Genomic DNA, 24429 nt, shown 5'->3' with positions numbered 1-24429 from the left:
AAAAGTGGGCAACTCGCACACGGATCAGGACCATTTCGCCGGTTGCTCCTGATCCGTGCACAAACCCCTGATCCGTGTACCTACCGGAGCGTCGGCGCACCCAGCTGTGTACGCGGATCAGGACCAAGCCCGCGACGCGCCGGGGAATCGAGCCGATTGGTCCTGATCCGCGCTCGTTGTCCTGAACCGCGCTCGGCGTCCTGATCCGTGCACATTCTCCTGATCCGTGCACAATTTCCTGATCCGTGTACCCGCCAGGCCCGCCCGGACGGGCCCGGGTGGGCGCTGTCAGCCGAGGAGGGGGCGCTGGGCGGTGCGCTGGCGTTCGTAGTCGGCGCGAGCCTGCTGGGTGCTCGGCAAGGTCGACTGCTCGGCGACCGGGACGTCCCACCAGCCCTCGCCGTCGGGCGCGTAGAGCAGCGGGTCGGCGTCGACGTGCACCAGCGTGGTGCGGGACGAGGCCTTCGCGTCGCGCACCGCGCGTTCGAGATCGCGCACGACGTCGGGACCGGGCCGCACCTCGATCACGTCGACGCCGTACGAGCGCGCGTTCGCCGCGAGATCGATGGGCAGGTACTGCTCCTCCGCGAAGTCGGGCGCCGCCGTGTCCTGCCTGCGGTACTTGGTGCCGTACCGGTCGGAGCCGACGGTCTCCGAGAGGTGACCGATCGACGCGTACCCGTGGTTCTGCACGAGCACGACGACGATCTTCAGACCCTCCGCCACCGCGGTGACGAGTTCGGTGTGCAGCATCAGGTACGAGCCATCGCCCACCATGACGAGCACGTCGCGGTCGGGAGCGGCGCGGCGCACACCCAGTCCCCCGGCGATCTCGTAGCCCATCGTCGAGAACGCGTATTCGACGTGGTAGCCGAGCGGGTCGCGCACGCGCCACAGCTTGTGCAGGTCGCCGGGCAGCGCTCCGGCCGCCTGAACGAGCACGTCGGTCGGGTCGCTGGCGGCGAGCACCGCGCCGATGATCTCGGCCTGCCCGGGCAGTTCCGCACCCGAGGGGGCGAGGGCGCGGTCGACGACGGCATCCCACTCCGCCTTCTCGGCGGCGACGCGGTCGGCGTAGGACTCGTCGACCCGCCAGCCGGCGAGCTCCGTCGCCAGCGCATCGAGCGCGCGGCGGGCGTCGGCGATGACGGGCAGCTGCGAGCCGTGCTTGTACGCGTCGAACGAGGCGACGTTGATGTTGACGAAGCGCACCCCGGGCCGCTGGAAAGCGGAACGGCTGGCCGTGGTGAAGTCGCTGTAGCGCGTGCCGATGCCGATCACGACGTCGGCGTCGGCCGCCAGCCGGTTGGAGGCGGTCGATCCGGTCGCGCCCACACCGCCCAGGTACTGCGGGTGGTCCCAAGCGAGCGACCCGACGCCCGCCTGCGTCGCACCGACGGGGATGCCGGTCGCCTCGACGAGGGCACGCAAGGCGTCTTCGGCGCCGGAGTAGAGCACTCCTCCCCCGGCGACGATGAACGGTGCCGTCGCACCGCGGATCGCCTCGACGGCGCGGGCGAGCTCCTCGGGCTCGGCAAGCGGGCGCCGCACGTGCCACTCGCGAGGCTGCAGGAACTCCACCGGGACCTCAATGGTCTCGGCCTGCACGTCTTCGGGCAGCGCGATCGTGACCGCTCCCGTCTCGGCGGGGTCGGTCAGTACGCGCATGGCGGCCAGCGCGATCGAGAACAGCTGCTCGGGGCGCTGTACCCGGTCGAAGAAGCGGGAGACCGGACGGAACGCGTCGGTCACCTGCAGTCCAAGGTCGTGCGGATGCTCGAGCTGCTGCAGCACGGGGTCGGCGACGCGGGTCGCGAAGGTGTCGGAGGGCAGCAGCAGCACGGGGAGTCGGTTGGCGGTGGCGAGCGCCGCACCGGTCAGCATGTTCGCTGCTCCCGGGCCGACGGACGCGGTGGCCGCGTAGGTCGCGCGGCGGCGCCGCATGCGCGCGTAGCCGACCGCCTGGTGCACCATGGCCTGCTCGTTGCGGGCCTGGTGGTAGGGCATGAGGCCCGGCTGCTCGGTGTCGAGCTGCAGCAGCGCCTGCCCGATGCCCGCGACGTTGCCGTGCCCGAAGATGCCGAAGGTGCCGGCGATGGTGCGCTCGCGGACCTCGCCGTCGACGGTCCACTGGTTGGCAAGGAACGTCGTCAGCGCCTGCGCGACCGTCATCGTGCGGGTCGAGGGGCCGTCCTGCGGGGTCTCGGCCGAGGGGGTGATCATGCGTGCGGCTCCTTCGCCAGGTACGGCAGACGGGGGTCGGGCTGCTGATCGGTCCACGATCCGCGCACCCAGCCGTGGGCGGGGTCGTCGGTGATCCGCCAGGCGCGTTCGGCGCCGGGGCCCGCCATGACGTTGAGGTAGTAGAGGTCGTACCCGGGGGCGGCGACCGCGGGCCCGTGGTAACCGTACGGCACCAGGGCGACGTCGCCGGTGCGGACGAGGGCGCTCGTGTCGATCGGTCGCGTGTCGGAGGCGTAGGTCGCGAACATCCCGAACGGGGCGGCCTCGCCCGGCGCCTCGGTTCCGCGGGCGACGGCGGACTCGAAGTAGTAGATCTCCTCGAGCTCGCTCTCGTGCGGGCCCTGCTCGTCGTGCTTGTGCGCGGGATACGACGACCAGTTCTCGGCCGGAGTGATCACCTCGCAGACGATGAGCTTCTGCGCGACGAGGGCGCCGGGCACCCCGAAGTTGTGCACCTGCCTCGTCGAGCGTCCGGCGCCGCGGATCTCGACCGGCACCTCGTCGCGACCGAGGACGGCGTTCGGCAGCGACGTCGTGGCGGTCGCCTCCGCGACCGCGACCCGTCCCCGTCCTTCGATGCGCGCCTCCGCGTCGATGCCGAGGTAGAGCACGTCCGTGGGGCCGTCGAAGACGGACGCGCGACCCGACAGCTCCCACCGGTCGGCGCCCGAGGTCACGGTGAAGGCGCCCGCGAGCGGCACGACCATCCGTTCCACGGGCCCCGCCGTCAGGAGCAGGTCACCGTCGAGTTCGGCGATGCGCAGGCCGGTGTGCGCCCAGCCCGGCAGGCCGTCGCCGACGACGCTCTCCCATGGTCCGTCTGCGAGTGTTCCGCGGGAGAACAGCCAGTCGTTCGTCGTCATCGGTGAGGGTCGCCGCCGTCAGTTCTGCGGGAACCCGAGGTCGACGCCGCCGTGCGACGGGTCGAGCCAGCGCGCCGTGATGGCCTTCTGCTGGGTGAAGAACTTGACGCCCTCGGCGCCGTGCGCCTTCGTGTCGCCGAAGAGCGACTGCTTCCACCCGCCGAACGAGAACGTCGCGACCGGCACGGGGATCGGCACGTTGACGCCGATCATGCCGACCTCCACCTCGTTCTGGAAGCGGCGTGCGGCGCCGCCGTCGTTGGTGAAGATGGCGGTGCCGTTGCCGAACGCGCCCGAGTTGATGAGCTCGACGCCGTCCTCGTAGGACGCGACGCGCACCACCGAGAGGACGGGGCCGAAGATCTCCTCGGTGTAGACCCGCGACGAGGTGGGCACCCGGTCGATCAGGGTGGGGCCCAGCCAGAAGCCGTTCGGGTCGCCGTCGGGCTGCACGTCGCGACCGTCGACGACGATCTCGGCGCCGTCGGCTTCGGCGATCTCGATGTAGGACGCCACCTTGTCGCGGTGCTGCTTCGTGACCAGGGGCCCCATGTCGCAGGAGCGGCGGCCGTCACCGGTGACGAGCCCGGCCATGCGCTCCTTCACCTTCGCGATGAGTGCATCCGCCACCGTCCCTGCGGGCTCGGCCGTCCCGTCGCTTCGCGCCGCGCCGGAACCGGCACGCAGGGGCCCATCGACGACGACAGCGACGGAGATGGCCATGCAGCGCTCCCCCGCCGAGCCGAAGCCGGCGTTCACGGCGGAGTCGGCGACGAGGTCGAGGTCCGCATCCGGCAGCACGAGCATGTGGTTCTTCGCCCCGCCGAGCGCCTGCACCCGCTTGCCGTGCTTCGCCGCGGTCTCGTAGATGTACTGCGCGATCGGGGTGGAGCCGACGAACGAGATGGAGCGGACGTCCGGGTGGGTGAGAAGGCCGTCGACCGCGACCTTGTCGCCGTGCAGCACGTTGAACACGCCGTCGGGAAGTCCCGCTTCTGTGAACAGCTCGCCGATCCACACCGCCGCGGAGGGATCCTTCTCGCTCGGCTTCACCACGACGGTGTTGCCCGCCGCGATCGCGATCGGGAAGAACCACATCGGCACCATCGCCGGGAAGTTGAACGGCGAGATGATGCCGACCACGCCGAGCGGCTGCCGGATCGAGTAGACGTCGACACCGGTCGAGACCTGCTCGGAGAACTCGCCCTTCAGGTGGTGCGCGAGCCCGGTCGCGAACTCGACGATCTCCTGCCCGCGGGTGATCTCGCCGAGCGCGTCGGAGAGGACCTTGCCGTGCTCGCTCGTGATGATCTCGGCGAGTTCGCCCTTGCGCGCGTCGAGCAGCTCCCGGAACTTGAACATGATCGCCTGACGGCGAGCCAGCGACAGGTCGCGCCAAGCCGGATAGGCGGCCTTCGCGGCGGCGACCGCCGCGTCGATGTCCTGCTGGTCGGCGAAGGCCACCTGCTTGGTGACCTGCCCGAGCGCGGGGTCGTAGACGTCGCCCGTGCGGTCGCCGAGGCCCGCGGCGGCGGCGCCGCCGATCCAGTGCGGCACCACCGGGAGCTCCCCGCTCTGCTGCGCGGTGCCGGTCTCTGTGGCCATCGAAGTCGTCATCGTGTTCTCCTTGAACTGGATCAGTCGTGAACCGGATCAGTACTGCTGCGCGACGGCGCTCGCGTGGACGAGCCCGGCGGCGGTGTCGACGGCGCCGATGACGTCGTCATCGTCGGGGTAGAGCAGGGTGCGGCCGACGACGAGCCCGCGCATCCCGGGGAGCGCCAGCGCGGTCTCCCACGAGGCGAAGGTCTCATCCTGACCCGCGACGGGATCGCCTCCGAGCAGCAGTGTGGGCATCGTCGTCGCCTCCGCCACGCGCTCCATCTCGGGGACGACCGGCAGCTTCAGCCAGGTGTAGGCGGAGGATGCGCCGAGCCCGGAGGCGATCGCGACCGACTTGATGACCGCGTCGGTCGACAGATCGTTGCAGATGCGACCCTCGCGCCACTCGCTCATGAACGGCTCGAGCATGATCGGCAGTCGCGCCCTCGCCGCGGCCGTGACCGCCGCCGCCGCGGCCTCGAGGGTTGCCGCGGTGCCGGAGTCGTCGAGGTTGATGCGCAGGAGCAGCTTGCCGACATCGATCCCATCCCGCGCCATCGACGGCACGTCGTACGAGGTGAAGCGGTCGTCCATCTCGAAGGCGGCGCCCTGCAGCCCGCCGCGGTTCATCGAGCCGACGATGACCTTGCCCTCGAGCGCCCCGAGCACGGCGAGGTCTTCGATGATGTCGGGGGTGGCGAGCACGCCGTCGACTCCGGGACGGTCGAGGGCCGCCGCGAGGCGGGCGAGGAGCTCGACGCGGCTCGCCATCGCGGTGCTCCGGGAGCCGACGCCGAGTGCGCCGCGAGCGGGGTGGTCGGCGGCGACGATGAAGAGACGGCCGTCATCGCCGAAGAGCGAGCGTCGGCTGCGGGCGCGCAGGGCGTCGCCGATGAGCTCGGGGTGCTCGGCGCGGATGCTTCTGAGCCGGTCGAAGTCAGGCATTGGCCGCCGTCCGTTCGATCAGGTGCTCGACCTCCGCCGCGTCGGGCATCGCCGTCGAGCACTCCCGCTTGCCTGCGACGATCGCGCCGGCGGCGTTGGCCCAGCGCATGGTGCGCTCGAGGTCCCAGCCGCCGAGCAGCCCGTGACAGAGCGCCCCGCCGAAGGCGTCTCCCGCTCCGAGGCCGTTCACGACGTCGACGAAGAACGGGGCCACCTCGACGCGCTCGTCGCGCGTCTTGGCGAGAACTCCCTTCGGGCCCTGCTTCACGATGGCGAGATCGATCCCACGCTCGAGCAGCGCGTCGGCCGCGCGGTCGGGGTCGGTCTCACCGACGGCGATCTCGCACTCCTCGCGGTTGCCGACCGCGACGCTGACGTGCTCGAGGGCCTTCGCCACCTGGGCGCGGGCCTCGGCCGCGTCGCTCCAGAACATGGGTCGGAAATCGAGGTCGAGCACGGTGTGGGCACGCCGTCCCCGCGCCTGCCACGCGGCGAAGTGCGCCTCGCGACTCGGCTCGCGGCTGAGTCCGGTCACGGTCGACCAGTAGATCCGGGCCGACGCGATGGCGTCGAGGTCGAGCTCGTCAGCGCGCACCATGAGGTCGGGAGCGATCGGTTCGCGGTAGAAGTACAGCGGGAAGTGGTCGGGCGGGAAGATCTCGCAGAACGTGATGGGGGTGTGCAGCTCCGGCACCGGGGTGACGAACTCGTCGGAGACGCCGAGCCGCAGGAGCTCCCGACGCACGTAGACGCCGAACGGGTCGTCCCCGGTGCGACTGATGAGGCCGGCGGACCTGCCGTAGCGCGCGGCGGCGACGGTGACGTTGGCCGCGGATCCGCCGAGGTACTTCCCGAACGTCGAGACGTCCTCGAGGCCGACGCCGTCTTGCAGTGGATAGAGGTCGACACCGACGCGACCGATGGCGAGGACGTCGAGCGGATCGACGGCGTGCAGGGAACTCAATACGGGCGATCCTCTTCGATCGGGCGAGTCAGACTTTGTAGTGACAAAGGATGACTTTAGAGGGTGTGAGCCCGTTTCTCAAACATCACACACCGGGGACGGCGCCGGAAGCGATCCGGTACCCGGCACTCGCCGGGTCGCCCCTCGGCGATCGCGGATGGCGTCCGTTCATCCGACGCAGGCGAGCGTGGACCGTGGGCGGCCCGAGCGCCCGAGCTCTCCTCTGCGCTAACGAAAGAAGCGCCCGGCTCAACCGAAGTCGAACCGGGCGCTGTGTCGAGCCGAGGTGTCAGGCCTGCGGGGCGGCCGCCTCGCCCTGCTCTTGCGCCGCCTTCGCGGCGGCGTAGCGCTCGCGGACGTCGTCCATGTCGAGCGCCTTCACCTGGGTGATGAGATCGTCGAGCGCGGCGCCCGGGAGAGCGCCGGGCTGCCCGAAGATCGGGATTCCGTCTCGGTAGACCACGAGAGTCGGGATGGAGCGGATGCCGTACTCCGCCGAGAGCTCCTGCTCCGCGTCGGTGTCGACCTTCGCGAACGTGATCTCGGGGTTGACCTCACTGGCCTTCTCGAAGATCGGAGCGAACTGCTTACAGGGGCCGCACCAGTCGGCCCAGAAGTCGATGAGCACGATTCCGTCGGCGACGGTCTCGTCGTGCGTCTCTTTGGTCATAGTTGTCGTCGCCATATCCCCTACAACAGCAGAGAACGCCGCGACATTCCAGGTGCAGGCGAGCGCGTCATGCTCCGAGGCTTGGGGGTGACCCGCCGGTGAGCGCCGCCTGCAGTCGGCGGATGTTCTCGCCGAGGACTCCCGTGGCGAGCAGACCCGAGCCGAGCGGGCCGGACGGGTCCTTCCCGAGGGGCGGCAAGGTCCGCAGCGCGGCGGCGACCGCAGAGCCCATGCTGCCGAGCTGCCATGAGATCTCGGCGTCGACCGCCGAAGACGGGTCGGCCGCCGTCCAGTCCCGCCGCCCTCGCGGCGTAGGCGGCGGCGCCGAGCGCGTGCGCGCCCATGTGCGCCACTCCGGACGCCTGAGCAGCCGAGCGCGCGGCGGCGACAGCGGCGCGCCCGCTCACCGAGTGGACAGCCCTGCCCGCGACGAACCTCCTTCGGATCTCCCCCGCGGCGTCGAGCTCCCCCGCGGCGAAGGCGCGTGCCCGGGAGATGGCGTCACGGGGCCGTCTGTCGTGAGGCGCTTCAGCTTCGAACAGCGGGAGGACGCGCTCGGCGCAGTCGGCGGCCCACGCCGCGACCAGACGACGATCGGTCTCGGCCAACGTCTGCGGCGACGGCATACCGTCACTCTGACACGAGCACGCCTGCGCGGCGACTCAGGCGGTGGTGGCGGGGGCTCCGTGACGGCCGAACGGCAAGAGGCCGTCCGGGTCGACAGCCGCGCGGACACGATCCAGCCGATCGTTCTGCTCCGCGCTCCAACTGCGCTCGACCTGGCCCGGCTCGTTGCTGCGGCCGACGAAGTTGATCATCGACACCGGCGCCTGCCACGGCGCCAGTGCGGCGAAGACGCCTCGGATCACCTGAGGGATGACGGTCTCGAGCAGCTCCGGCACGGGCGCTCCGACGACGTGCACGCCGTAAGCCGAGTCGCGTCCGCCGATCGCGTTGGGGATCTCGGGCTCACGGCCGACCGCACCGCCGAGAACCCGCACTTCGACGGCGATCAGGGGCACGTCAACCTCGGGGCCGGCCGCGGCGAGCAGGGCGTCGACGGCGTCGCGGCCGAAGGAGCTCAGCGTGAGGCCGCCCTCGGTGGCGGCGAGCGGCGTCACCGGGTCGGCGTGGATCATGCCGATCGCGGCGTAGGGCATCACGCCGATCGCGTCGAGCAGAGGCGAGCCGGCGGCTCGGATCGGGGCGAGGATGCGCTCCGCCTCCTCGGCGCTCGTCAGCGCCGCGTAGCGCACGTGGGCGACGAACCGTCCGCGGATCGGCTCGGGCAGGTCGGGCAGCGGCGGCAGCCGGAGCAGCGCGATCGACGCGGTCACCGTGTCGGGCAGCCCGGTCGACCAGTCGCTGAACGCCTCGAGCACCGAGCGCACGTCGGTGTCGGGGAAGAACAGCCCGCCACCGTAGAACTCGGCGATCGGGAACAGGTCGATGGTCACGGCGGTGACGACGCCGAATCCTCCCTTGCCGCCGCGCAGCGCCCAGAACAGGTCGGGATGCGAGTCGGCATCGACGGTGATCGCACCGTCGGCGGGGGTCACGATCTCGAACGCGCGCACGTGGTCGGCCGCGAAGCCGTAGCTGCGGGCGATCGGGCCGAGCCCGCCGCCGAGCAGGTAGCCCATCACGCCGACACCGGGGGCCGACCCGTTGAGCGCGGCGAGGCCGTGCGGGGTGACGGCGGCGAGGACCTCGTTCCAGGTCGTTCCGGCCCCGATCCGGGCGGTGCGCGCATCGAGGTCGACATCGACCGACGCGAGACCGCGCGTGCTGACGGCGATGCCGCGATCGGTGTCGCGCAGCACCCCGTGCCCGAGCCCCAGCACGACGAGCGGAGCGCCGGCGCCGCGGGCGGCGTCGACCGCGGCGGTGACGTCAGCGACGCTCTGCGCCGCCACCACCACCTCCGGGGTCTGGCGGATGGCGAGGTTGAAGGCGCTGAGCTCAGCGGTGTAGTCGGCGTCATCGGGCGTGAGCACGCGCGATGCTCCCGCCTCCCGGACGGCGTCGGCCAGGGAGGTCGTCATCATGAGATGTCCTGTCGTCGGTGGGTCGATGGGCCGAACTTCAGTGGCGACGGCGATGACGACGAGGGGCAGCATCGCCGATGACGTCGCGGACGCCGGCCGGGGCTGGCGCCCATGGTGCACCCAATGGCACCGCGCTGACAAGACCTCACCTTCGAGCGGTCCGCCTTCGTGCCGACGACGGCGCAGGTCAGCCGGAGTAGGCGTACGCGGCGATCCAGTCGATATAGACGTGCCCTGCCACCTCGGGGGCCGGCGCGGGTGCGATGAGATGCGTCTCGGTCTGCAGCGTCCAGCGCATCGGCTTCGTGGGGAGGGCGCTCGGGTCGGTGGTCGTCCAGCTCTGTCCGTCGAGGATGAAGGTCAGGCTGCCCGGCCGCCACTCGATGGTCGCCGTGTGCCACGACTGCGTCGTCTGCTCGGTGTCGACGTAGTACGCGTTGTCCTGCGGGCTGCCGAATACGTCGTGCGAGGCACCCTTGATGGTGCCGTCGAGCTCGGTCTCGGGGAAGTCGATCTCGCCGTCGCTCCAGTCGTCGCTCGACGGCCAGAGCAGCCAGGCGATCTTGTATCCGGGCAGGTAGTCGGTTTTGAAGCGCACGCTGTACCGGCCGTACATCTGCCCTTCCCACCAGCCGCCGTCGAGCGACGGGGTGAGGGCGCACACCTGGGGCGTCACGCCGCGGGTGTGCAGGTAGCAGTCGAAGAGACCGTCGTGCGCGGTGGTCGTCGTGCTGCTCGAATACAGGCCGGCCTGCCCCTGGGGCCGTCCCTCGCGCGCCGACGTGTCGAGCGAGCCGTCGTAGCTCGCGAAACCGGGATAGCGGGAGGCGAATGTTCCGAGCGGTGCGTCGCGGGTGAAGTCCTCGACGAGGAGTTGTCGCCATTCCGGCAGGTCACCCTGCGGGGCCGCTTCGGAACCGCCGCCCGTGACGGGCGGCGGCGCCGCGTCGGCGGGCGGCACGGCGGTCTCGGTGGGCGCCGGAGCGGGAGTCGCGGGCGGAGCCGGTTCGGGATCGGGGATGGCCGGGGTGGCGTGTCTCATCGTCCTCCAGAGGCTTCGCGCCTGCGCCGCCGTCGGAGCGTCCTCCCCCATCGACGAGGCCAGTCTGCTCATCGCCCCGAAGAGCTCGTCCGAGGTCGCCGCTGCGGCCGACGGCGCGAAGTCGACGGTGAGTCCGTCGGGTCCGGCGCCCGCAACGGTGTCGTCATCGGTCAATCGCACGATGACCGCATCGGCGCCGGCGGCGGAGGCGGGCAGTGCCGCATCACTCGACCCCCAGCGTCCGATCCCGGTACTGGTGCGGGGCGCAGACGTCGGCACCGGGATGTACGAGACATCGGGATCGGTCGCGGCTCGGTCGAGGTAGCCGAGCACCCCCACGGTCCGCTCGGCGTCCGTCGCACGGTTCGAAACCGTCAGTCGACCGGTTTCGCTGAGCGGGATGATCTCGACGCGGTCGCCGACATCCCGGCCGTCACGGTCGGTGGGGAGGGCGACGCAGTGCGCGCCGTCGGGGCCGCACAGCTGCGCTCCGCCGTCGTAGGAGACTCCCGCCGCGGTCAGGGCTCCGAGGACCGCGACGATCGCCGCCGCGGCGACGACGTTGCGGCGTCGCGCGTCGGGCGCGGCGCGATGTGCTCGGGACAAGCGGGGCTCCTCGGGGGCGTCGAGGTCCGCGGGGGCGGAATCCGAGTCGAGTCTAGGGCGACCTCACCACGCGGTCGCTGCCCGGTCACCCCACGCGACCAGTGCGGCACGTACGTCCTGCTCGACGAGCTCGGCGTTCACTCGCGCGCCGACGCGCATGCCTGCTGCGGCGGCGACCGCCAGAGTCGCGGCGGGGTCGGTGCCGTTGCCCGCCGACCAGACGCCCGGGATCGCCGTTGCGCCCATCTCGTCGGCGGCGATCATCCGCCCCATGGGATGCTCGCTGAGCGTGCCGCCGAGCTGTTCGAAGAGCTCGCCGCGCGCGGTGGCCCGAGGAGCGACCACGAGGGCGTCGAACGGCAGCTCGGTGCCGTCGTCGAGCTCGACCCCGGTGAGCGCGTCGCCGTCGTGCCGCACCCGGAGGATCCGGGAGTCGACGACCCGGATTCCGCGGGCGTCGAATCGTCGGCGCTCGTCATCGGTCGGGGCGGGGGCGTCGTGCAGCACGACGGTGACGTCGTCGCTGAGTTGCCGGAACAGGTGCGCCTGATGCGACGCGTTCGACCCGGTGGCGATGACCCCGATCCGCTTCCCCCGCACCTCCCAGCCGTGGCAGTACGGGCAGTGCAGCACCGAGGTGCCCCAGAAGGCCCTGAGCCCGTCGATCGCCGGCAGTTCGTCGCGCACTCCTTGGGCGAGCACGAGCTGACGGGCGTGCGCTCGCCCTCCGGAGAGCGAGTCGACGACGACGACGCCGTCGGCGCCTGGCCGAGCAGTCAGGACGGTGTCGTCACGGATCTCGACTCCGTACGAGAGGGCCTCGCGGCGTCCGTCGGCCAGCAGCGTCCGCGGCGCGATCCCCTCATGTCCCAGCAGGTTGTGGGCCGATGGCGATGTCGCGTTCCGCGGCTCGCCCGAGTCGATCACGAGCACGCGGCGGAGCGAGCGTCCGAGCGCCACCGCCGCGGCGAGGCCGGCGATCCCTCCCCCGACGACGACCACGTCGAACTCCCTCTCCGGGTTCACGTGTGCTGCGGATGCGTTCGACATGATGGCTCCTCCGTCCGGACCTAATGAGGCCGCGATATCCACCGTACAAAGCGCGTGCGCCTACCGCATAGAATCTTGCGTATGACGCAAGACTCGATCGACGCGGCCATCCGACAACGGATCCGCGGGCTCCGCCTGTCCCGCGGGCTGTCGCTCGATGCGGTGGCCGCGCGCTGCTTCCTCAGCCCGTCGACCCTCAGCCGGATCGAGACGGGACAGCGCCGGATCGCTCTCGATCAGCTGGTGCCGATCGCCCGGGCACTCGACACGACGCTCGAGCAGCTGCTCGACCCGGCGGGCGACGACGACGTCGTGATCCACCCGCAGGCGACCACGTCACGGGGTCGCACGACGTGGGTGCTGTCCCGGGAGCGGGCGATGAACGGCGTCTCGGTCGCGAAGATGCGCATCGAGCCCGGCGGATGGGAGTCGGGCGGCTCGCTGCGCGTGCACCCGGGCCGGGAGTGGTTCACCGTGCTCAGCGGCGTCGTCATGCTGCGCCTCGGCGAGCGGACCATGCTCGTGCACCCGGGCGACGCCGCTGAGTTCTCGACGATGACGCCGCACTCGATCGAGCCACACGGAGGGCCGGTCGAGATCCTCACCATCTTCGATCGGGACGGCGAGATCGCCCACCTCCGCAGTCGTTCCTCCGAGGGCGCCGACTAGACCCGCCACTCGGCGAGGAACTCCTCGACGCTCTTCGTCTCGAGGTCGAGCTCCACCTGGCCGAGGAGATGGTGAGGGTCGCCGATGTCGGCGCGCGTCCTGATCACCTCGCGTCCGCTGTCCAGACGCTCGACGACGAGGTCGTAGGTGCCGACATCGTCGCCCTCTCCCGCGCCTCCCGCGGCGAGCACGGTGGCCCAGAGCACCCGGAGCGGGTTCAGTCTGCGCGGCTCGAGCCGCGCCGCGAGGTACTCGGCCGCGACCTCCCGCTCGTCCGCGCTCCCGCCCGCGTCGTCCGTCACTTCTTGCGGCGCTCGCGGACCCTCATGTTGAGCACGATCGGGGTGCCCTCGAAGCCGTAGATCTCGCGGAGCCGGCGCTGGATGTAGCGACGGTAGCCGGGGTCGAGGAAGCCGGTCGTGAACAGCACGAAGGTCGGCGGGCGCGTCGACGCCTGGGTGCCGAAGAGGATGCGCGGCTGACGTCCGCCGCGCACGGGGTGCGGGTGGGCGGCGACGAGTTCGGCGAGGAAGGCGTTGAACTTGCCGGTGCCGATGCGGGTGTCCCAGCTCTCGAGCGCGAGCTGCAGGGCCGGGACGAGCTTCTCGAGGTGGCGGCCGGTGCGGGCCGAGATGTTGACGCGCGGCGCCCACGACACGTGCGCGAGATCCTGCTCGATCTCACGCTCGAGGTAGCGGCGGCGCTCGTCGTCGAGCAGGTCCCACTTGTTGAAGGCCAGGACGAGGGCGCGACCCGATTCGAGCACGAGGTCGATGATGCGCACGTCCTGCTCGCTGATCGGCTGGCTCACGTCGAGCAGCACGACCGCGACCTCCGCCTTCTCGAGCGCAGCGGTGGTGCGCAGCGAGGCGTAGAAGTCGGCGCCCTGAGCCATGTGGACCCGGCGACGGATGCCGGCGGTGTCGACGAAGCGCCAGACCTGGCCGCCGAGTTCGATCTGCTCGTCGACGGGGTCGCGGGTGGTGCCGGCGAGCTCGTTGACGACGACCCGGTCCTCGCGGGCCGCCTTGTTCAAAAGGCTCGACTTGCCGACGTTCGGTCGCCCGAGGAGGGCGACGCGGCGCGGCCCGCCGAACTCCTCCTTGGCGACGGCCGACACCTCGGGGAGCACGGCGAGGGCGGCGTCGAGCATGTCGGCCACGCCGCGACCGTGCACCGCCGAGACGGGATGCGGTTCGCCGAGGCCGAGCGACCATAGCTCCGCGGCGAGCGGCTCCTGCACCAGGTCGTCGATCTTGTTGGCGACGAGCAGGACGGGCTTGCCGCTCTGGCGCAGCATCCGCACGACGCGCTCGTCGGTGGAGGTGGCGCCCACGACGGCGTCGACGACGAAGAGCACCACGTCGGCGAGGTCGACGGCGACCTCGGCCTGAGCGGCGACGGACGCGTCGATTCCGCGGGCGTCGGGCTCCCAGCCCCCGGTGTCGACGAGGGTGAAGAAGCGGCCGTTCCACTCCGCGCGGTACGAGACACGGTCGCGGGTGACGCCCGGCACGTCTTCGACGACCGCCTCGCGGCGGCCGAGGATGCGGTTGACGAGCGCGGACTTGCCGACGTTGGGGCGGCCCACGATCGCGAGCACCGGCAGCGCCGGCAGGTACCGCACCTCGTCGGGGTCGTCGATGGAGAGGTCGAGGATGTCGAGGTCGTCGTCGTCGAGCTCGTACTCGCCGAGACCCGCACGGAGGGTCGACGCCCTCTGGGTGGCCGCGGCCTCGTCGATCGAGGCGAGACGATCGCTCAGATCGTCGTCGCCGTCGGGAAGGAACTCGCGGTCTGGGTCTGCCATGGTCCCTCTAGTCTGCCGTACCCGCGCGGCGGTTCAGTCTCCGGCGGGCCCCGCGGCCACGGCGTACTTCTCGACGACGACCGCCGCGAGGGCCGCCAGGTCGGCGAGCGTGGCGATGTCGTCGTCGCTGAACGAGCGTTCACGGAAGTCGAGCACGCAGAGGGTGCCGTAGCTGTGACCGTCCGACGTGATGAGCGGCACACCGGCGCCCGAGCGCAGGCCGAGGCCTCCGGTCACGAGCGAGTTCGCCGACGAGCGCGGGTCCGACAGGGCGTCTTCGATGATCCAGGGCTCACCCGGATCGGTCGACCAGGCCAGGAATGCCGGGTCTCGGTCGATCTGCTCGATGTCCACGCCGTGCTTGGACTTGAACCAGACGCGATCGGCGTCGACGATCCCGAGGAGCGAGATCGGCGTCCCGAGCACACGGGCGGCCAGTGCTGTGACGCGATCGAGTTCGCTGTCGGCCGGAGTATCGAGTACGGCGAGCCGCCGCACCGCCGCGAGCCGCGACGCCTCACCCGATGCAGTGACCGCCGGGTCCACCTGGCGCCGACGCCGACCGATGCTCGAGATGACGAGGTCCCGCAGAGTCAGCATGGCCTCGGACGCCGACGGACGCGCCGCGGGGTCGCGGGCCGTCATGGCGCCGAGCAACGCGCGCCATTCCGGCTCGAGGTCTTCGGGAATCTCGGGATCGCGCATGAGCCTCGCGATCGCCGAGTGCACAACGTCGCCGGGGAAGGCGATCCTGCGGGTGAAGCACTCGAGGAGCACGAGCCCCAGCGAGTAGATGTCGCTCGGTGGACCGACGAGCTCGAGGTTCGCCTGTTCGGGGCTCAGATAGGCGGCGGTTCCGGTGGTCGTTCCTTCGTCGGGGAGCTGACGGTCGGCCGGGCGGGCGATACCGAAGTCGAGCAACTTGGCTCGTGGCCGCATCCCCCCGCTGCGGTAGTGGGTCATCATGATGTTCGCGGGCTTGACATCGCGGTGGACCAGTCCGTGGTGGTGCAGGAACTCGAGCGCCTCGGCGAGGTCGTGCCCGAGGTAGGCGATATCGCGCGGAGTCAGCTCGTCTTCCTCGAGTTTGACCTTGAGGTCGGCGCCGTCGACCAGCTCCATCACGAGGAAGATCCGGTCTCCGTGCGCGGCGTCCTCGTCGACACCGGCATCGAGGAGCGTCACCAGGCCGTGATGCGTGAGCCCGGCGGTGATCTTCGCCTCCCGCTCCTGCTGCTGCACCGCCTCGGGCGTCGTGGCCGCCGCGGTGAAGACCTTGATGGCGACGTCGCGGCCGAGGGCGTCGTCGTGGGCGCGCCAGACGGTCGCCATCCCCCCGGAACCGATTCTCTCGATGAGGTGGTAGCGGCCGTGCATGACGCCATTGGTGGCGAAGGAAAGAGGCATGCGCGCTCACTCTCGTCGCGTTCAGACTAAGTGAAAACGATTCCCGCATGCGTGAGCGATGCTCACGAATACGTCGGATGACGTCAGCGCTCTCCCGCGCGGACCAGGTCGACGAGCGCCTCGACGGTGCCCTCGAAGTCGAGCGCCGACGAATCGAGGGTGGTCACGCCCTCCGCCGCGGTCATGAAGTCGACGACCTGGCCATCCACCCGGTCGCGTTCGCTCACCTGACGGGCGACCTCCTCGGCCGACACCCCGGTGAGCTCCCCCGCGCGGCGAGCGGCGCGGATCTCGGGGTCGGCGGTGAGAAGGACCCGGACGGAGGCGTCGGGGGCGACGACCGTCGTGATGTCGCGGCCTTCGGCGATGACCCCGGGCTCCCCTGGCGCGTCGAGCAGGTCGCGGAACTGCTCGTTGAGGCGGCGACGCACGGTGGGGATGCGGGCGACCGAGCTGACCGCCGCGGTGACCCGAGGCTCGCGGATCGCGGCCGTCACGTCGTGCTCGCCGATCCGCACCACGGTGTCGGTCGGGTGCGTCGAGATGCGGAAGTCCCAGTCGTCGAGCAGCGCCGTCACGGCGTCGGCGTCGGTCGCGTCGATGCCCCGCTCGAGGACGAGCCAGGCTAGGGCGCGGTAGGCGGCGCCGGTGTCGAGGAAGGCGAACCCCATGCTCTTCGCGGCGGCGCGGCTGACGCTCGACTTGCCACTGCCCGCAGGCCCGTCGACGGCGACCACCGTCCGTGTCCACGCCCTCATCCGGCGATCCTCCATCCTCGTTCGATCAGGTCGCGTTCGAGGGCCGCGACCGCTTCGGGCAGCACGGACACCTCGACGATGCCGATGGGCGCCCCCGGCGAATGCTCGAGACGAAGGTCCTCCAGGTTCACCCCGAGGTCGCCGATCTCGGCGAACAGGCGGGCGAGCTGCCCCGGCCGATCGTCGATCAGCACGACGAGACTCGCGTACCGAGCGTCCTTGCCGTGCTTGCCGGGCAGACGGGCGACTCCCGCGTTACCGGCCGCCAGCGCGTCGACGATCGCTCGTCGGGCCCCGTCGGGTCGTTCGTCGCCGATGCGCTCGAGCGCGTCGACGACGACGTCGAGATCGTCGCGGAGGGCTCGGAGGATCGCTGCGACGGGCACGGCGTTCGCCGACAGGATCTGCAACCACAGCCCCGGGTCGCTGCCGGCGACGCGGGTGACGTCGCGAACCCCCTGCCCCGCGAGGGCGAGCGCGGCGTTGTCACCGTCGGTCAGCCGCGCGGCGAGCAGCGACGAGACGACCTGGGGCGCATGCGAGACGAGCGCGACGCTCGCGTCGTGCTGCGCCACGGTCATCTCGACCGGGACGGCGCCGAGGTCGAGGATCATGTCCTCGATCGCCGCCGCACGGCGGTAGCTGATGGCGTCGTGACCGGCGAGCACCCACGGGCGTCCGAGGAAGAGGTCGGCCCGCGCGGCGGCGGGACCGCCGATCTCGCGTCCCGCCATGGGGTGCGTGCCGAGGTAGCGCGACAGGTCGGCGCCGGCGCTCTCGAGTTCGCGCAGGGGGGCGAGCTTGACGCTCGCCACGTCGGTCACGAGGGCATCGGGGTGCGCGGCGAGCTCGGCGCCGACGACCTGGGCGGTCACATCCGGCGGCACGCAGACCACGATGAGCGCGGGGGCGTCGTCGTCGCGCGGCGCACGACCGGCGCCGTAGTCGATCGCAAGGCGCGCGTTCGAGGGCGAGGCGTCGTCGACGATCACGTCGACGCCGCGGGCGGTCAGCCCGAGCCCGATGCTCGCGCCGAGGAGGCCGGATCCGACGATGCGGACGCTGCCCTCGAGCCGTCTGTCGCTCACGTGTCCGTCCCTCCGGGCCCGCCCTGTCGCGTGGTCGGCGCCGATCCGCTCGCGGCCCGGTCGGGGTCCACTGCGCCGCGGGACAGCGTGAGGAGCTGGCCGAGCTCAACCTTAGTGAGCTCGCGCGCCGCTCCCACCGGCAGGGCTCCGAGCTGCAGCGGACCGAAGCTGCGTCGCACCAGTTCGATGACGGGGTGTCCGACCGCGTCGAGCATGCGACGCACGATCCGGTTGCGTCCGGAGTGCAGGGTCACCTCGACGAGGCTGTTGCCGCCGCTCGCCTTCGACTCCGGCAGCAGCCGCGCCCGGTCGGCGACGATGGGACCGTCGTCGAGCTCGACGCCCTTCGTGAGCTGGGCGACGGTGCGCGGCGCGACCTGTCCGCGGACGAGGGCGATGTAGGTCTTCGTCACGCCGAACGACGGGTGCGCGAGTACGTGGGCGAGGGCGCCGTCGTTGGTGAGCAGCAGCAGACCGGAGGTGTCCGCGTCGAGTCGGCCGACGTTGAACAGCCTCTCCTCCTCGACGTCGGTCCATCGGCGCAGGTCGGGCCGCCCCTGCTCGTCGCGGAGCGAGCTGACGACGCCGGTCGGCTTGTTGAGCATGACGTACCGCTTGGTCACGTCGAGCTGCACGGCGACCCCGTCGACCGAGACGAGGTCGTTCTCGGGGTCGATCCGGGTGCCCAGTTCGGTGACCACCGACCCGTTCACCGACACCCGGCCGGCGCCGATCATGTCCTCGGAGACGCGACGCGAGGCGACTCCCGCCGCAGCGAGCACCTTCTGCAGGCGGACCCCGGTGGGTTCGCCGTGTTCATCGACCATCGGTCGTCGCCTCCGAGATGTCGTCGGGGTCCGCGAGGAGCGGGGAAATCGGGGGGAGCTCGTCGAGGGAGTTGATACCGAGCTGGGTGAGGGTGAGGTCGGTCGTGCCGTAGTGGATGGCACCCGTCTCGCTGTCCGTGTAGACCTCGGAGATGAGCCCGCGGGCGAGGAGGGTCCGCACGACTCCGTCGACGTTCACGGCGCGGATCGCGGCGATCTGGCCGCGGCTGATCGGCTGCTTGTAGGCGATGACCGCGAGGGTCTCGAGCGCCGCCGGGGACAGGCGCGACGGGTTCTGGGTGAGCACGAAGTCTCGGACGACGCCGTCGAACTCGGAGCGGGAGTAGACCCGCCACCCTCCCCCGACCTCGCGCAGCTCGAAGCCGCGGCGCACGGATCCGCCGACCCCGTCGTAGTCGTCGACGAGGCGCGCGACGGCCTGGCGCACCGCGGCGACCGGCCGGTCGAGCGCGGCGGCGAGCCCGACGAGCGACTGCGGCTCGTCGGCGACCATCAGGATGGCCTCGACGGCCCGTTCGAGCGGCAGTCCGGCCGCCGGAGACGCACCATCCAAGGGCGTCGAGGTCGCTGCAGACGCTTTGGCGGCGGGAGAACCGAGCCCGAGCAGCACGGCGACGGGCTCGCGCTGTCCGTCGGGTGCCGCGGGTCCATCGGTCGCTGCACGTCCATCAGTCGCCATAGTCGCCCCCGAGGCTCGCGAGCCGGTCGTCGTTCCAGTCGGACGCCGTCCAGCGCAGGGTCAGTTCGCCGAGCGGTTCGATCTGCTCGAACGCGACGCAGTCGCCGCGGTACAGCTCCAGGATGGCGAGGAACCGGGCAATCACCACTCCGGTGCTCGATGCTCCGACGATGAGCTGCCGGAAACTCAGCGGCTCGCCGCGGCGCAGCATCGCGACGACCGTCGCGGCCTGCTCGCGGATGCTCACCCGGGGGGCGTGGAGGTGCGCGAGGCCCACCGACGGCAGGGTTTTCGGCGCGAGCGCGAGCGCGGCGATGCCCGCGAACTCGGCGAGGGAGGTCGTCCACACGAGCTCGGGCGTCTGGGCGCGGAAACGTTCTTCGAGCTTCACCGATCGGAAGCGGCGGGCCGACTCGACCTCGAGGCGCTCGCCGAGGTGCCGCGCGACCTCCTTGAACGCCCGGTACTGCAGCAGCCGCGCGAAGAGCAGATCACGGGCTTCGAGCAGGGCGACGTCCTCGGCGTCGACGAGTTCCCCCTGAGGCAGGAGCCCGACGATCTTGAGGTCGAGCAGGGTCGCAGCGACGACGAGGAACTCACTGGCCTCGTCGACGCTCGACAGGTCGCCGCTCGCCGCATCGGCCTCGAGCGCGCGCAGGTAGGCGAGGAACTCGTCGGTGATGCTCGACAGCGCGATCTCGGTGATATCGAGCTCGTGCTTCGCGATGAGGCTGAGCAGCAGGTCGAACGGCCCGTCGAACGAGCCGACGCTCACCGTGAAACCGGCCGGCTTCGTCTCCGTGGCCGGGCCCATGGGCGCCGGTACCGGCGCGGCGCGAAGCGGCGGGACGACCGAGCCCGCAGGGACCGCCACGGCCTCAGGCAACGGCGCCGCGGACCACCAGCTCCCGCGCCAGCTGCCGATAGGCCTGCGCGGCGGCGTGCTCGGGCGCGAACTGGATGATCGGGACGCCCGCCACCGACGCGTCCGGGAACTTGATCGTGCGCCCGATGACGGTGTCGAGCACCTTCTCGTCGAAGGCCTCGACGACCCGTTCGAGCACCTCGCGGGCGTGCAGGGTGCGGGCGTCGAACATGGTCGGCAGGATGCCGTCGAGCTGGATCGCCGGGTTGAGCCGGTCCTGCACCTTCTCGATCGTCTCGACGAGCAGCGCCACGCCGCGGAGGGCGAAGAACTCGCACTCGAGCGGGATGAGCACGCCGTGGCTGGCCGAGAGCGCGTTGACGGTCAGCAGACCGAGCGACGGCTGGCAGTCGATGAGGATGACGTCGTACGCGTCGGTGACGCGGCGCAGCACCCGGGCGAGGGTCTGCTCGCGAGCGACCTCGTTGACGAGGTGCACCTCGGCCGCCGAGAGGTCGATGTTCGCCGGGATGACGTCGAAGCCCGGGATGCTGGTCTGCTGGATCGCCTCGAACGGGTCGCGGACCGTGCCGATCAGCAGGTCGTAGATCGTGACGACGTCGTGGGTGTCCGCGCCGAGACCCGCCGACAGCGCACCCTGAGGGTCGAAGTCGATGGCGAGCACCTTGCGGCCGTACTCCGCGAGCGCGGCGCCCAGGTTGATCGTGGTGGTCGTCTTACCGACGCCGCCCTTCTGGTTGCACAGCGACACGATCCGGGCGGGGCCGTGTCCGCGCAGCGGCGGCGGTTCGGGGAACTCCCGCTTGGGTCTTCCGGTCGGGCCGAGCACTTCGCCTTCGGTACCCACGGTCGCTCGACCCTTCACTTCACTGCTGTGCGTCATCCCGACGTCCCTTTGAGCTCGCGGCCGCCTCCGGCCATCCCCGATCCCCCAGTGTAGAGGGGCGTCATCGCGCCCGCGGGTGGCTCGCCGCGTACACGTCGCGCAGGGTGTCGATCGTCACCAGCGTGTAGATCTGCGTCGTCGACACCGACGAGTGCCCGAGCAGCTCCTGCACGACCCTCACATCGGCGCCGCCCGCGAGGAGGTGCGTCGCGAACGAGTGTCGGAACGTGTGCGGCGACAGGGCGATGTCGAGCTGCGCCCGTTCGGCGGCGGCACGGATCGCAAGCCACGCGCTCTGGCGGGACATCCGTGCCCCGCGCGGGCCGAGGAACAGCGCCGGGGTGGCGTGACCCTGTCGCGCCCATTCGGGGCGAACCCGCACGAGGTACTCGTCGATCGCGCGGAGCGCCACGCTTCCGACGGGCACTACGCGCTGCTTGCCGCCCTTGCCGCGCAGCCGCACGCTGCGGTCGCCCTCGAGATCGTCGACGTCGAGCGACACCGCCTCGCTGATGCGGGCGCCGGTGGCGTAGAGGAGTTCGAGGAGGGCGCGGTCGCGCATCCGCACGGGGTCGTCCCCCTGCACCGCGTCGAGCACCCGGCCGATCTGGTCGATGGTGAGCGCCTTGGGCAGGCGCATTCCGAGCTTCGGCGGCGCGATGTCGGACGCGGGATCGGCGTCGGTCACCCGGTCGTCGACCAGGAAGCGGTGCAGACCGCGCACGCTCGAGAGCATGCGCCCGACGCTCGCCGCCGACTTGCCCTGCTCGGCGAGAGCCCGGGAGAACGCGGCGATGTCCGCCGGGCGGACGGCGGCGACGTCGTCGACCGCCTCGCCCGCCAGGAACTCGGTGTACGCGGAGAGGTCGCGACGGTAGGCAGCGACAGTGTTCGCGGCGAGACCGCGCTCCACGGTGACATGCCGCAGGTAGCGCGCCGCCGCGACGTCGGGGGTCATCTCACCGGCGGCCGGCGGTCACCAGGTGCCGTCGCCGAGGTGCGGGTGGCGCGGCCACGGCTCGTCGGCGTCGCCGAGACTCGCCCAATCGCCGCGCTGCGACGCGGCGGCGGTGAGGACCCCGATCACGGTCGAGGGGTTCTCGAGGTGGCGGGAAAGCACCGCGGCGGCGGCCTCGTCGAGGTCGACCCAGCGCTTCTCGATGTCGGCCTCCTCGTCGAAACGCTCGAAGGCGTCGATCTCGCGCAGGCCACGAGCCAGGTAGATCCGCACGTTCTCGTTGCTGCCGCCGGGCGAGTTCAGGTACTCGGCCAGCACGTTCCACCGGTCGGCGGCGAGGTCGGCCTCCTCGGCGAGCTCGCGCTTCGCCGCATCGAGCGGCGACTCGCCGTCCTCGTCGAGGAGCCCGGCGGGGATCTCCCAGTCGCGGGCCTTCACCGGGTGCCGGTACTGCTTGATCAGCAGCACCCGCCCCTCGTCGTCGAGGGCGAGGATCGCGACCGCTCCCGGGTGGTCGACGTATTCGCGGACGATCTCCGCGCCGTTGTAGTCGACGGTGTCGCGGACGACGTTCCAGACACGGCCGTCGAAGACGCGCTCGTGCCGGGTGACCGTCAGGTCGGCGCGTTCGTCGCGCAGGTCGCTCTCGGCGCTCACGCGACCTCGACCGCTTCGCTCTCGCCCGCCGCGTCGTCGGACTCGGCGATGTCGAACAGCCGGCTCGCCGCCTGACGGTCGAGCGCGGCGCCGATCAGGCCGCGGAACAGCGGGTGCGAGCGGCTCGGACGCGACCGCAGCTCGGGGTGCGCCTGCGTGCCGACGTAGTACGGGTGCTCCTCGCGGGGCAGCTCGACGAACTCGACGAGGCGGCCGCCGGGCGACGTGCCCGAGAAGACGAGACCCGACGCGGCGATCTGCTCGCGGTAGGCGTTGTTGACCTCGTAGCGGTGACGGTGACGCTCGACCGCCTCGGTCGAGCCGTAGGCCTCCGCCACGATGCTGCCCTCGGCGAGCTCCGCGGTGTAGAGACCGAGACGCATGGTTCCACCGAGATCTCCCCCGGCGAGATGAACGACCTGCTCCGCCATCGTCGCGATGACCGGGAATTCGGTGTCGGGATCGAACTCGCTCGACGAGGCACCCTCGAGGCCCGTGATGTTGCGGGCGTACTCGATGACCATGCACTGCAGGCCGAGGCAGAGGCCGAGCACGGGGATCTTCTGCTCGCGGGCGAAGCGCAGGGCTCCGAGCTTGCCCTCGATGCCGCGGACGCCGAAGCCGCCGGGCACGCAGATACCGTCGACGTCGGCGAGATTGCGCGCCGCGCCCTCGGGCGTCTGGCACTCGTCGGACGGGACCCAGCGGATCTTCACCCGCGAGTTCTGGGCGAAGCCGCCCGCGCGGAGCGCTTCGGTGACCGACAGGTACGCGTCGGGGAGGTCGACGTACTTGCCGACGAGCGCGATGGTGACCTCGAACTTCGGGTCGTGCACGGTGCGCAGCAGCGAGTCCCAGCTCTCCCAGTCGACCTCGTCGGCGGGAAGGCCGAGCGCCTCGACGATGTAGGAGTCGAGTCCCTGCTCGTGCACGATGCGGGGGATGTCGTAGATGCTCGGGGCATCCGGGCAGTTGATGACGGCTTCCTCGTCGACGTCGCACATGAGGGCGATCTTGCGCTTGACGCTCTCCGCGACAGGCCGGTCGCTGCGCAGCACGAGCGCGTCGGGCTGGATGCCGATGGAGCGCAGCGCGGCGACCGAGTGCTGCGTCGGCTTGGTCTTCTGCTCGCCGGACGGGCCGATGTAGGGCACGAGGGAGACGTGCACGAAGAACACGTTCTTGCGGCCGAGCTCGTGGCGGACCTGACGGGCGGCCTCGATGAACGGCTGCGACTCGATGTCGCCGACGGTGCCGCCGATCTCGGTGATGATCACGTCGGGCTTCTCCCCGGTCTCACCGAACGGGAGCCCCGCCTGCAGGCGCATGCGGCGCTTGATCTCGTCGGTGATGTGCGGGATGACCTGCACGGTGTCGCCGAGGTACTCGCCACGACGCTCCTGGGCGATGACGGTGGAGTAGATCTGGCCGGTGGTCACGTTGGCGGCCGCGTCGAGGTTGATGTCGAGGAAGCGCTCGTAGTGGCCGATGTCGAGGTCGGTCTCGGCACCGTCGTCGGTGACGAAGACCTCGCCGTGCTGGAACGGGTTCATCGTTCCCGGGTCGACGTTGAGGTACGGGTCGAGCTTCTGCATGACCACCCGCAGGCCGCGCCTGGTGAGGATGTTGCCGAGACTCGCGGCGGTGAGGCCCTTACCGAGGGAGGAGACGACACCCCCCGTCACGAAGATGTGCTTCGTGATCTTTTCGGATTCGGATCGAGGATCGAAAGCGTCTGCCACGGGGTTC

At 71.0% G+C, this 24429-nt stretch carries 23 protein-coding genes and 1 pseudogene; 1 reads left to right on the top strand and 23 read right to left on the bottom strand.

The genetic code is table 11. From position 1 onward, the window contains the following. Positions 1–288: 288 nt before the first annotated feature. From iolD to NGH83_RS05290, 11 genes and pseudogenes are all read right to left on the bottom strand, one after another. Entirely contained in the window at positions 289–2223 is a 1935-nt protein-coding gene (iolD, locus tag NGH83_RS05335) for a 3D-(3,5/4)-trihydroxycyclohexane-1,2-dione acylhydrolase (decyclizing) (protein WP_251858026.1), read from the bottom strand. Next, positions 2220–3107, bottom strand: a complete 888-nt coding sequence (gene iolB / locus NGH83_RS05330) for a 5-deoxy-glucuronate isomerase (protein WP_251858025.1) — start codon at positions 3105–3107, stop codon at positions 2220–2222. Before iolB ends, iolD begins: the two co-directional genes overlap by 4 nt. Before the next feature lie 18 nt (positions 3108–3125). Next, a complete protein-coding gene (locus NGH83_RS05325) occupies positions 3126–4724 on the bottom strand; it encodes a CoA-acylating methylmalonate-semialdehyde dehydrogenase (protein ID WP_251858024.1) in 1599 nt (532 codons plus the stop codon). A gap of 36 nt (positions 4725–4760) precedes the next feature. Next, positions 4761–5654 (bottom strand): deoxyribose-phosphate aldolase, encoded by an 894-nt coding sequence (locus tag NGH83_RS05320; protein ID WP_251858023.1) that lies wholly within the window; start codon positions 5652–5654, stop codon positions 4761–4763. Beyond that, a complete protein-coding gene (gene iolC, locus NGH83_RS05315) occupies positions 5647–6618 on the bottom strand; it encodes a 5-dehydro-2-deoxygluconokinase (RefSeq protein ID WP_251858022.1) in 972 nt (323 codons plus the stop codon). The genes NGH83_RS05320 and iolC overlap by 8 nt, the downstream gene beginning before the upstream one ends. Before the next feature lie 289 nt (positions 6619–6907). Next, entirely contained in the window at positions 6908–7303 is a 396-nt protein-coding gene (gene trxA / locus NGH83_RS05310; protein ID WP_251858021.1) for a thioredoxin, read from the bottom strand. 52 nt (positions 7304–7355) lie between these two features. Continuing rightward, positions 7356–7520, bottom strand: coding sequence for a hypothetical protein (locus tag NGH83_RS05305; protein WP_251858020.1), 165 nt, complete (start codon positions 7518–7520; stop codon positions 7356–7358). Between the two features lie 106 nt (positions 7521–7626). Continuing rightward, a pseudogene (locus tag NGH83_RS15315) lies at positions 7627–7914 on the bottom strand (putative immunity protein); the annotation flags it as partial. A 36-nt stretch (positions 7915–7950) separates the two neighbouring features. Further along, on the bottom strand, positions 7951–9336 hold the full coding sequence (locus tag NGH83_RS05300) for an FAD-binding oxidoreductase (RefSeq protein WP_251858019.1): 1386 nt from the start codon (positions 9334–9336) through the stop codon (positions 7951–7953). A gap of 187 nt (positions 9337–9523) precedes the next feature. Continuing rightward, a complete protein-coding gene (locus NGH83_RS05295) occupies positions 9524–10984 on the bottom strand; it encodes a glycoside hydrolase family 16 protein (protein WP_251858018.1) in 1461 nt (486 codons plus the stop codon). Positions 10985–11047: 63 nt separating this feature from the next. After that, on the bottom strand, positions 11048–12034 hold the full coding sequence (locus NGH83_RS05290) for an NAD(P)/FAD-dependent oxidoreductase (protein WP_251858017.1): 987 nt from the start codon (positions 12032–12034) through the stop codon (positions 11048–11050). Positions 12035–12115: 81 nt separating this feature from the next. Here NGH83_RS05290 and NGH83_RS05285 point away from each other — a divergent pair, with 81 nt between their 5' ends. After that, a complete protein-coding gene (locus NGH83_RS05285; protein WP_251858016.1) occupies positions 12116–12703 on the top strand; it encodes a helix-turn-helix domain-containing protein in 588 nt (195 codons plus the stop codon). Here the strand turns inward: NGH83_RS05285 and NGH83_RS05280 are convergent. From NGH83_RS05280 to NGH83_RS05225, 12 genes are all read right to left on the bottom strand, one after another. Next, the gene (locus tag NGH83_RS05280; RefSeq protein WP_251858015.1) at positions 12700–13005 is read right to left on the bottom strand and encodes a hypothetical protein; all 306 of its coding nucleotides are present in this window, start codon (positions 13003–13005) and stop codon (positions 12700–12702) included. The two genes, NGH83_RS05285 and NGH83_RS05280, sit on opposite strands and share 4 nt — an antisense overlap. Beyond that, positions 13002–14513 carry a ribosome biogenesis GTPase Der gene (gene der, locus NGH83_RS05275; protein ID WP_251858014.1) on the bottom strand — a complete coding sequence of 504 codons (1512 nt, stop codon included), beginning with the start codon at positions 14511–14513 and terminating at the stop codon, positions 13002–13004. Before der ends, NGH83_RS05280 begins: the two co-directional genes overlap by 4 nt. A 33-nt stretch (positions 14514–14546) precedes the next feature. Next, entirely contained in the window at positions 14547–15920 is a 1374-nt protein-coding gene (locus NGH83_RS05270; RefSeq protein ID WP_251858013.1) for a protein kinase, read from the bottom strand. A gap of 83 nt (positions 15921–16003) precedes the next feature. Further along, complete coding sequence (gene cmk / locus NGH83_RS05265; protein ID WP_251858012.1) at positions 16004–16678, bottom strand: (d)CMP kinase; 675 nt, start codon at positions 16676–16678, stop codon at positions 16004–16006. Further along, positions 16675–17766, bottom strand: a complete 1092-nt coding sequence (locus NGH83_RS05260) for a prephenate dehydrogenase (protein ID WP_251858011.1) — start codon at positions 17764–17766, stop codon at positions 16675–16677. Before NGH83_RS05260 ends, cmk begins: the two co-directional genes overlap by 4 nt. Then, positions 17763–18593 carry a pseudouridine synthase gene (locus tag NGH83_RS05255; protein WP_251858010.1) on the bottom strand — a complete coding sequence of 277 codons (831 nt, stop codon included), beginning with the start codon at positions 18591–18593 and terminating at the stop codon, positions 17763–17765. Before NGH83_RS05255 ends, NGH83_RS05260 begins: the two co-directional genes overlap by 4 nt. Continuing rightward, positions 18583–19293, bottom strand: coding sequence for an SMC-Scp complex subunit ScpB (gene scpB, locus NGH83_RS05250; RefSeq protein ID WP_251858009.1), 711 nt, complete (start codon positions 19291–19293; stop codon positions 18583–18585). Before scpB ends, NGH83_RS05255 begins: the two co-directional genes overlap by 11 nt. Then, entirely contained in the window at positions 19283–20107 is an 825-nt protein-coding gene (locus NGH83_RS05245) for a ScpA family protein (protein ID WP_251858460.1), read from the bottom strand. The genes scpB and NGH83_RS05245 overlap by 11 nt, the downstream gene beginning before the upstream one ends. A 64-nt stretch (positions 20108–20171) precedes the next feature. Further along, the gene (locus tag NGH83_RS05240) at positions 20172–21062 is read right to left on the bottom strand and encodes a ParA family protein (protein WP_251858008.1); all 891 of its coding nucleotides are present in this window, start codon (positions 21060–21062) and stop codon (positions 20172–20174) included. 64 nt (positions 21063–21126) lie between these two features. Continuing rightward, positions 21127–22023: a site-specific tyrosine recombinase XerD gene (gene xerD, locus NGH83_RS05235; RefSeq protein WP_251858007.1), complete on the bottom strand. Its 897-nt coding sequence runs from the start codon at positions 22021–22023 to the stop codon at positions 21127–21129. Positions 22024–22041: 18 nt separating this feature from the next. Continuing rightward, positions 22042–22680 carry an NUDIX hydrolase gene (locus NGH83_RS05230; protein WP_251858006.1) on the bottom strand — a complete coding sequence of 213 codons (639 nt, stop codon included), beginning with the start codon at positions 22678–22680 and terminating at the stop codon, positions 22042–22044. Continuing rightward, entirely contained in the window at positions 22677–24422 is a 1746-nt protein-coding gene (locus tag NGH83_RS05225; RefSeq protein WP_305881794.1) for a CTP synthase, read from the bottom strand. Before NGH83_RS05225 ends, NGH83_RS05230 begins: the two co-directional genes overlap by 4 nt. Positions 24423–24429: the final 7 nt, after the last annotated feature.

The organism is Herbiconiux sp. L3-i23, assembly GCF_023734115.1.
In the GTDB taxonomy this organism is placed as follows: domain Bacteria; phylum Actinomycetota; class Actinomycetes; order Actinomycetales; family Microbacteriaceae; genus Naasia.
Note: the sequence above shows the minus strand (reverse complement) of the source record. Positions and strands in the feature narration are given on the sequence as shown.

Excerpts from the sequence above, each read along its gene's own strand:
- iolD (WP_251858026.1), bottom strand. The coding sequence starts at position 2,223 with ATGATCACCCCCTCGGCCGAGACCCCGCAGGACGGCCCCTCGACCCGC.
- iolB (WP_251858025.1), bottom strand. The coding sequence starts at position 3,107 with ATGACGACGAACGACTGGCTGTTCTCCCGCGGAACACTCGCAGACGGA.
- NGH83_RS05325 (WP_251858024.1), bottom strand. The coding sequence starts at position 4,724 with ATGACGACTTCGATGGCCACAGAGACCGGCACCGCGCAGCAGAGCGGG.
- NGH83_RS05320 (WP_251858023.1), bottom strand. The coding sequence starts at position 5,654 with ATGCCTGACTTCGACCGGCTCAGAAGCATCCGCGCCGAGCACCCCGAG.
- trxA (WP_251858021.1), bottom strand. The coding sequence starts at position 7,303 with ATGGCGACGACAACTATGACCAAAGAGACGCACGACGAGACCGTCGCC.
- NGH83_RS05305 (WP_251858020.1), bottom strand. The coding sequence starts at position 7,520 with ATGGGCTCTGCGGTCGCCGCCGCGCTGCGGACCTTGCCGCCCCTCGGG.
- NGH83_RS05300 (WP_251858019.1), bottom strand. The coding sequence starts at position 9,336 with ATGATGACGACCTCCCTGGCCGACGCCGTCCGGGAGGCGGGAGCATCG.
- NGH83_RS05290 (WP_251858017.1), bottom strand. The coding sequence starts at position 12,034 with ATGTCGAACGCATCCGCAGCACACGTGAACCCGGAGAGGGAGTTCGAC.
- NGH83_RS05285 (WP_251858016.1), top strand. The coding sequence starts at position 12,116 with ATGACGCAAGACTCGATCGACGCGGCCATCCGACAACGGATCCGCGGG.
- der (WP_251858014.1), bottom strand. The coding sequence starts at position 14,513 with ATGGCAGACCCAGACCGCGAGTTCCTTCCCGACGGCGACGACGATCTG.
- NGH83_RS05270 (WP_251858013.1), bottom strand. The coding sequence starts at position 15,920 with ATGCCTCTTTCCTTCGCCACCAATGGCGTCATGCACGGCCGCTACCAC.
- cmk (WP_251858012.1), bottom strand. The coding sequence starts at position 16,678 with ATGAGGGCGTGGACACGGACGGTGGTCGCCGTCGACGGGCCTGCGGGC.
- NGH83_RS05255 (WP_251858010.1), bottom strand. The coding sequence starts at position 18,593 with ATGGTCGATGAACACGGCGAACCCACCGGGGTCCGCCTGCAGAAGGTG.
- scpB (WP_251858009.1), bottom strand. The coding sequence starts at position 19,293 with ATGGCGACTGATGGACGTGCAGCGACCGATGGACCCGCGGCACCCGAC.
- NGH83_RS05245 (WP_251858460.1), bottom strand. The coding sequence starts at position 20,107 with ATGGGCCCGGCCACGGAGACGAAGCCGGCCGGTTTCACGGTGAGCGTC.
- NGH83_RS05240 (WP_251858008.1), bottom strand. The coding sequence starts at position 21,062 with ATGACGCACAGCAGTGAAGTGAAGGGTCGAGCGACCGTGGGTACCGAA.
- xerD (WP_251858007.1), bottom strand. The coding sequence starts at position 22,023 with ATGACCCCCGACGTCGCGGCGGCGCGCTACCTGCGGCATGTCACCGTG.